This window comes from Stenotrophomonas sp. P5_A8, from assembly GCF_056400545.1.
This window is the reverse complement of sequence record NZ_JBFULB010000191.1, coordinates 1-7,422: the sequence shown is the minus strand read 5'-3', so window position 1 is coordinate 7,422 and position 7,422 is coordinate 1. Positions and strand designations below refer to the sequence as shown.

The 7,422-nt window shown below is 60.9% G+C and carries 6 protein-coding genes; all 6 read left to right on the top strand.

What is annotated here, in order from left to right; genetic code table 11:
* Nucleotides 1–1,123, top strand: a 1,123-nt coding sequence (locus AC1DQP_RS13565; RefSeq protein WP_478051787.1) for a lytic transglycosylase domain-containing protein, incomplete at its 5' end; no start/stop codon positions are given.
* A gap of 4 nt (nucleotides 1,124–1,127) precedes the next feature.
* Nucleotides 1,128–3,590 (top strand): hypothetical protein, encoded by a 2,463-nt coding sequence (locus AC1DQP_RS13560; RefSeq protein ID WP_478051786.1) that lies wholly within the window; start codon nucleotides 1,128–1,130, stop codon nucleotides 3,588–3,590.
* Between the two features lie 226 nt (nucleotides 3,591–3,816).
* On the top strand, nucleotides 3,817–4,458 hold the full coding sequence (locus AC1DQP_RS13555; protein WP_478051785.1) for a hypothetical protein: 642 nt from the start codon (nucleotides 3,817–3,819) through the stop codon (nucleotides 4,456–4,458).
* Between the two features lie 248 nt (nucleotides 4,459–4,706).
* Nucleotides 4,707–5,000 carry a DUF5681 domain-containing protein gene (locus tag AC1DQP_RS13550; protein WP_457321801.1) on the top strand — a complete coding sequence of 98 codons (294 nt, stop codon included), beginning with the start codon at nucleotides 4,707–4,709 and terminating at the stop codon, nucleotides 4,998–5,000.
* The gene (locus tag AC1DQP_RS13545; RefSeq protein ID WP_457321799.1) at nucleotides 4,993–5,301 is read left to right on the top strand and encodes a hypothetical protein; all 309 of its coding nucleotides are present in this window, start codon (nucleotides 4,993–4,995) and stop codon (nucleotides 5,299–5,301) included. The genes AC1DQP_RS13550 and AC1DQP_RS13545 overlap by 8 nt, the downstream gene beginning before the upstream one ends.
* A gap of 616 nt (nucleotides 5,302–5,917) precedes the next feature.
* The gene (locus tag AC1DQP_RS13540; RefSeq protein ID WP_478051784.1) at nucleotides 5,918–6,655 is read left to right on the top strand and encodes a hypothetical protein; all 738 of its coding nucleotides are present in this window, start codon (nucleotides 5,918–5,920) and stop codon (nucleotides 6,653–6,655) included.
* Nucleotides 6,656–7,422: the final 767 nt, after the last annotated feature.

The window sequence follows — 7,422 nt, the reverse complement described above, 5'->3', positions numbered from 1 at the left end:
GGCTCCGAGCAGGGCCGCATCACCCACGGGCGGGTTGCTGGGGGGCGACGTGCTTCCGGGTCTGGAACAGTCAGTTATGCAGGTCGAATCCGGTGGCAATCCGGCTGCAGTCTCACCCAAGGGGGCAATGGGCACCATGCAGACCATGCCCGGCACCCTGACCGATCCAGGCTATGGCGTCACTCCGGCCCGTGACCGTTCCCCGGCTGAGATGGAGCGCGTTGGGAAGGACTACCTGCAGGCGATGCTTACTCAGTACGGCGATCCCCGCCTTGCACTGGCCGCCTACAACTGGGGTCCGGGCAACGTGGATCGCGCTATGGAGGGCCACGGCGGCAACGTGGATGCAGTGCTGGCTAGCGCACCGGCTGAGACGCGGGCGTACGTTCCCAAGGTCCTCCAGCGTGCGGGCGGACAAGTGGCTGCAGCGCCCCAGATCGGATTTCGTCCCGCAAAGTTTCCCGGCCAAGCGGAGCGACAGGCGCCCTCTGGTTATCGGTATGCCCCCGATGGGGCGAGCCTCATGCCGATTCCGGGCGGTCCTGCTGATCGAAAGAACAACCCGGCACCCGGTGACATGGCTCAGGCGGAGCAAGCACTGCGTAAGGAATACATCGCTCAGATCAAGACGCCACAGACGGTCGTTAACTCCTACGCGCAGATCGAGCAGGCGGCCCAGAGCCCGTCCGCACAGAACGATTTGGCGTTGATCTTCTCGTACATGCGAATGCTGGACCCCACTTCAGTCGTTCGGGAAGGTGAGTTCGCTACGGCCCAGAACGCGGCTGGCGTGCCCGATCAGATTAGGAATGCTTACAACCGGGCAGCCAATGGCGAGCGTCTCAACCCTGAGCAGCGGAAGGGCTTTGTGGCTTCGGCGAGGGGCATCAAGGATCAGGCACAGCAGCAGATCGACAGCTACCGAGAGCAATACTCGTCCTTGGCGAATGAGTACAACTACTCGCCCAGCCGAATCATCGGCAACCATCCGAAGCCTTCTGGCGGGCCTAAGTCGCAAGGAAAGGTCCCGCCCGCTGCGGTTGAGTACCTGCGGAAGAATCCGGCCATGCGGTCGGCGTTCGAGCAGAAATACGGCGTCAGCGCCGACGACTATCTGAGGTAAGGCGATGGCGACCAACCCATTCGATCAGTTCGACCAAGTACCAGGCTCGGTAGCCGTCCCGGCGTCGCAGCCGAATTCGTTCGGGGTGATGGTGGCGGCGGGAGCAAAGGAGGGCTCCCCTTCCAACCCGTTTGATCAGTTCGACGCATCGCAGGAAATTCCGACCCTGGCGCCCGTTTTCGCTGAGCGTCCGGATTTCGGCGACGTCACTTCCTCCGTGGACACTACTGCAGAACTTCCGGGAAATGCCCTGGGCCGATTTGTGGGGCAGTACGGCGGGCGTCAGGTCCTCCAGGGGGCTGGCAGCATCTTGGGTGCGGTGGGTGGAGATGCATTCAACCACTATGTCATTGATCCGATTCGCAAGCAGTTTCACCAGCCATCCGCTGCGGACCTTGCTGCCGGACGTGATGGTTTTGTGCCGACCGCGCCCTATCGGCAGGTGGGCGCGAACATCGCCGATGAAATGGGGATGCAACGGCCGCAGAATGCGGCGCAAAGAGTGGTATCGGACATCGGTGAGGGGATCACGGGCACCGCTCTTACCCTCGGCTTAGGTGGCCTTATGAACAGCGGTAGGGGCGTGATGCAGACGGCCGGTAACTTCTTCTCGGCCAACCCCGCGCTCCAGACCGCATCCACCATCGCCGGTACCGGAGGCAGCTCGTCGGTACGGGAAGCGGGTGGTGGCACTGGCGCACAGGTTGCGGCTGGGCTCATCGGTGGCTTCGCGCCAGGCACGGTAGCCGGGGTAATCCCCGGGATGCGTGGGGGCATCGTCCCAGCGACTGCTGCCCAGGCCACCCGCAGCACACTGCGGGGAAACAACGGGATGGGCGCCCCGGTTACTTCTTCGGACATGCAACAGACCATGCGGGACTTCGCCTCCGTTGGGACAACCCCAAGCGTGGGGCAGGCTACCGGTGGACGCTTCCCCCAGGCGTTGGAAACGATGCTAGGGAACGTGCCCGGTGGTGCTGGCCCGATTGCGCGGCTGGGCGCAAAGCAGGCTAGCGCGACTGGGCAGTCTGTCGCTCGGTACGCTGAGGAGTTGTCCCCACGCGGGCGGCCCATGGGCCCCGAGCAAGCGGGGCGGGCCATCTTGGCGGGAGTCGAGGGCCCCTCGCCCGTGGCGTTCGTTCCCAGGACCGCAAAGAAGGCGGAGGAGCTGTATGACCGTGTTTCTGCGCAAATTGCGCCGGGCGCTCGGGTGCCGGTCGAGAACACCCAGCGGGCGTTGTCGGAACTGAATTCCTCCATTGAGGGAGCGCCCAATGTTGCAAAGCTCTTCCAGAACGCCAGGATTCAAGGCATCGAGTCGGCGCTCGGAAAAGATATAGGCGGTGCAGAGGCGGCTTTGCAGCGGCCGGACGTGCGGCAGCAGGCCGATGCGCTTAGGCAGCAGTTGAATGCCCAAGCACAGCAGGCCAGGGCGGAGAACACGCGCCTCCAGACACTGGGGATGCGAGCCTCACTACCGGTCCCAAGTCCTCAGCAGATTGACGAGCAGGTTAAGACTGCAATCGCGGGGATGGCTGATAACCAGATCCCGTATCAAGCGCTGACCAAGCTGCGGACGGTCGTGGGCAAGGAGCTGGACAACTACTCCCTGGCGGACAACGTGCCTCGGGACAAGTGGAAGGCGCTCTACGGTGCGCTGACACGCGATATGGAGGCGGCCGCGACCACCCCAGAAGCTCAGCAGGCCTGGAAGCGCGCAAACGCGTACTACGCTGCCCGAAGCAACCGCATCGACTCCATTGCCCACGTGGTGGACAAGAGCGGCGGTCCAGAAGCGGTCTACAAGTCAGCATTTGGCAACACGAAGGAAGGCGCCACCACGCTGCACGCGGTGATGCAGTCCATTCCGAAAGAGGCGCAGCGGGAGGTGTCAGCGTCGTTTATCCGGCGAATGGGCCGAGCGACGGGTAGTCAGCAGAACGCCGACAACGACGTTTTCAGCATGGAAACGTTCTTGACCAACTGGGCAAACATGAGCCCGGAGGCCAAGCGAGTGTTGTTCGACCGCCACGGAATGGGCTTCCGCCAGGATATGGACAAGATCGCGCGCATGACAGACAAGATCAGGCAGGGGAGCGCTGTATTCCGCAACCCATCAGGCACAGGCCGCTTGATATCCCTCATCACTCAGTCGGCGGGCACGGCGAGCAGCGCGGCGAGTGCAGCGGTTTCAGGCAATCCGCTCTTGGCGGCGGGTATCGTCGCCAGCTCTGCGTCCTTGGCCGGGGCATTCAATGGCCTAGGCCGACTGATGACAAGCCCGGGCTTTGTGCGTTGGGTGGCGCAAAACGGGGAAAAGCCAGTTGGGGAGCTGGTTTCTCAGGCACAGACGCTACGCCGTATTGCCGAATCGGAAGGCAACGACGATGTGGCCGAGTTCGCGGACCGTCTAGAAGCTACGAAGCGGCCGCAAACCCCGAGTAGGCAAGCACTACCAATGCAATGACCAGGACGGGGACGCCGACGACAAGCGACACGAAGGCTAACCCGTAGCGGGAGCCTTTGCGGTCGTCAGATGCGGCTGTCTCGTCCCAAGACTGGGGCAGGGGGTACTGGGTCTTCTTCCAGGCGTCCATGAGGTCCATCCACTGGGTGGCCAGCGGAGCATACACTTCGCCCCAGCCACCGAATCTCAACTCACTGAATGGGTGCGACGCACCCGGAGTACTTCTATGGCTGAACGTAACTTCTTCGGGCGGCTCCGCGCCACTGTGGCCAATCGCGTTGCCCCTGGCAGTCCCTATGACGAGCGCGGGAATTACCTAAATAACGGTGGTCGAGCAGGCGTTGCTACCGCGCTAAAGATCGGTGCCAACATGTTCTTTCCCGGCGCGGGGGTGGTCGTTGACAAGATCCTGTCTCCTTGGGTTGATCGAGGGGCGAATTACGGAATTGGCGATGTTCAGCGCGAGGCGGTTCCCGTCTACGGCGCCCCCCAGTCGGCGCAGCACGCGTACACCGCAGCCCCGGCCACTACCTCAAACCTCGGCCTCGGCGCTCAATCACCGGGTGGCAGTTGGAATGGCTACTTGCAGAGTCAGGGGTCAGTTAACAACTTCGGCAGTCAGGGGTTCACCCGGCCGAGTTACACGAATTGGTCGCCCTCAAGCAGATGGGGCCAGCAGCTAACGGAGCAGCCAGCAGCACAGGGATCGAACCTCGGGTTCGGCAACAACGTCCAGGGCTTCGCGGGCGGTGGCGGCGGCAGCAGTTCCGGATCTTCCATGAGTGGCAATCGGATGGCGGGCATCGTCGGTGGCCGACTGGCTAGCGACTCGATGATCGACCTCCAACGCCGCTGGGCAAACAGGTAACCGGGGTCGGATATGGCGTCGCATGACAAGCCTGAGTCGCTGTCCCCGGCTGCGGTGAAGGGGATTGCAGCGGTACTGCTCCATGCCAACGCTGGGAGGCGGGTCTACTTCGGTGGACTCGACCTCACTGAGATGGCGGGCAGATACCTCGAAAGACACGTCCAAGAAGTTGGCTTTGATGCTGCTGACGGGACATTCCGTAAACAAGGGTTCGCATTGGTAACAGATGAAAACAATAGGTGAGAGCTATGCCATTCGTTCCAGGGCAATCGGGTAACCCCAGCGGGCGGCCCAAGGTAGATTTTGAGGTGCGGGAACTGGCCCGGGAACACGGCCGAGAGGCCATTGAGCGCCTAGTGGAGATCATGCGGGGGGAGAACCTCTCCCTGGCCCGGGCGGCCTGTGAGGCGCTGTTGGATCGCGGCTTCGGCAAGCCGGTCCAGTCTGTCGGAATCGACGCGGACTCTGTGCCCATCCAGAAAATTACGGTGCAGTTGGTGGCTATGACGACGGATGCCGAACCGGAGCCAGCCCGTGACTGACGACCAAGAGCCAATCTCTACTGTAGATACGGATAGCTCAATGGAGGGGTGGGACGGGGTCACCTACGTCATCTTCGCCGCCGAGCGGCAGTGCCTGCCTGAGGACTATCAAGGCCGCCTAGAAGTGGCACGGCAGGCCATAGGCGAGCCCTGGCGGGCTTTCGACCTCCACGACCCAGCCTGCCCCAAGGTCGAGGGGCAGGCCTGCGCCTGCGGCCTTGTGAGCGTCTTCACGAACGATCGGTGGGTGGCCTATGTGGATGTGTTCCATAGCCTCCAAGCCATTCACTCTGTACATTGATGTGACTGATGGAGCTAGCGAGACAGGGCTTAGTCGGAGTGAAAACGTCTAGGCGTCCGAAGTGAAAATCGCAGGCGCCGTGACCGAGCCTTTCCAATTAAAARGGGGGCAACTTGTCAAAGGGATCTGACTTCATTGTTGCTGTCGATGCGTTCATGGCCGCCCCAAAGGGTCTTCTGGGCATTCAGTCGCCAGTCTGGCAGCCTAGTCGCGATGCCTATGCTGTTAGGCTGAAGCTTCCCATTGAAATTGGTGGGGAGTTGTCTGGACAACACCTGGTGATCGACGCTTGTCCGAACCACGATCCACGAAGATTCCACATCGGAATACAGTTTGCGGATCGCGTGGTTTGCCGACTCGACTATGACCCTAGGGCTACCCACAGCAACGATTGGGCGCCGACCATGGAGCCCTTTGTACGGGGCCCGCATTGGCATTCGTGGGAGCTGAACCGACAGGAGTTCAAGGCTCTAGGCGTTCAGCCCAAGAAGCTGAAGCTCGCGGTTGCTTTTACTCAGGCTCGGGAATTTGATGCCTGCTTGCGGTGGTACTGCAATGCTAGGAACATAGTGTTAGGTGCCCATAGCATCACTTACCCGGAGCGGGGGCTACTTCTGTGATCGAACCATCTGAAATTTACCCAATTCTCCAAGGTGCGTTCGAGGCATTCACGGAACGTGACAGCCTCTGCGTGCCGACGCACTGTATTTATCCGTCCGGCGAGTTTGTACGAGTCAACGTCTACGGAAGTGGTCAATCATTTGTCGTGTCGGACGAAGGTCGGGCCGTTCGAGAGATTGAACTCGTCGGCGAAGTCATTGAGTCTCCTGACAGTCTGATCAAGAGCACGCTGAAGCAGCTGGGAGTCACATCGCGAAATGGCGTGATCCGTAGCAGGAGCGTGAGTAGGGAAGAACTCCCGTTTGCGATTGCCTGCGTCGCTAATGCGTCCAAGGGGTCGTCTGAGTGGCTGTTCGCCCACTACAAGGTTCCTAGCAACAGGGATTTCAAGGCCATGCTAAGGAGGTTCCTTGAGGTCTCGTTTCCAGCCAGCGTGCATTCGGAAAAGTTGATCGGCAGTAGCAATAAACCTCACAAGTTCGAGAGCATCATTTCAGTTTCCTCGGGTAAGCGGATAATTGTGGATCCCGTTGTCCATGACTCTTCGGCGATCAATGCACGAGTAGTCGCCAACATGGATATACAGCGCGCCCGTATACCAGGCGTGGAGCAGAGGATCGTCTATGATGATCTCGAAGACTGGTCTGCCGACGAGCTAAATTTGCTTCAGTTCGGCGCCCCCGTGGTGCCCTACTCCAAACTTCCTGAGGTACTTGGTCGGCTGGCGGCCTAGCCGTGCTGCAGCGGCCATCGGCTTGGTTGCTACATGGCCGCAATCCGCCGCTCAATCTAGGCCCTGTTGCCATGTGGGTGACGTAGGGAACGGTTCGCAGACGGTTCTGAAACCGTTTCTCGCGTCGTAGCAGGCGCGTAACGTCACCGTTACGTCACGCGTTACGCCAGGGCGTGACGACGCCCAGCGGTGCCTCAGGGTTGCTCCGGGAGGGTCTGCAAGTCGGCTCCCGAGCAGCGCCGCGCCGACACCTTCGCGGGAGGCTAAGGCCAGTCTCGGAATCTGAGATCCCGGCCCGTATCCTGCGCGCCATGCTCCCTCCCTGCGACTACACCGAATTCATGATTGCACCCCGGCCACGAGGCTGGGTGCAGCATGGTGAGCACTGGGGGCTGTGGTGGGGGAACCGCCAGATCGCCAGCGTGCAGCCATGCGCCGAGGGCATTCTCGTGACCTTGGCCTGCAGGAAGCTCTGGGCTTCACGGGGTCTTAACCCCCTAAACAGGCTCATAAGCCGGTAGTAGCTCCTTCCGCCTGTAGGTCTTCAGCTGGTCTTTTTCGGGCCGATACCCGTAAGGAACTTATGCCTCTTCTTGCTGTACTAACTTTGTGTGGCATGATATGAGCAAGGCGGAGTCCTTCCGTATGGCACGTCCAACCAGACGCCAACCCACTATCCGGACTGATAGTTTCGATGACGAACGCACCAATTGTTGAAGTAATCGCTGAGCTACGCTGGGGCGAGGGTAACCCCAATCAGCCAGCCG